Origin of the sequence: Salinivibrio sp. ML198 (genome assembly GCF_001996015.1) — a bacterium.
Classification (GTDB): domain Bacteria; phylum Pseudomonadota; class Gammaproteobacteria; order Enterobacterales; family Vibrionaceae; genus Salinivibrio; species Salinivibrio siamensis.
In genome coordinates this window covers 1-362 of the sequence record NZ_MUEZ01000071.1, presented here as the reverse complement: position 1 = coordinate 362, position 362 = coordinate 1, and the positions used below count along the sequence as shown (strand labels likewise).

The following is a 362-nucleotide window of genomic DNA, read 5'->3' as shown; positions in this document are numbered from 1 at the left end:
GAGGGCGGTACGTTCATTGACCCAATGCTCACGTACACGATGAGTCGCGAGAATCGCTTGGCGTTCGGGTGACTTAACAGGAATGAACCGGCTGTTTGGGCGCTGAACAGCGTCACAAATGGCAACGGCATCGTTCAGGTCATTTTTTTCTTTTGTGCGATAAGGACCGACGTACTTTGCGGCCATGATGCGGGTATCGTGGCCGAGCTTGTTGAATTCTCTGGCCCAATAATGTGCCCCACTGCAGGCCTCAATACCTATGCACATCGTAGGCATATTTGCTAATGTAGCCAGTAGTTTAGCGCGTGAAACAGATTTATGGAGAATGACTTTTCCGTGGTCATCCACCGCGTGAAGAGAAA

The 362-nt window shown here is 50.3% G+C and carries 1 pseudogene; it reads right to left on the bottom strand.

Going from position 1 to position 362, the window contains the following annotated elements:
* Positions 1 to 362, bottom strand: a pseudogene (locus BZG25_RS15780) (IS110 family transposase); the annotation flags it as partial.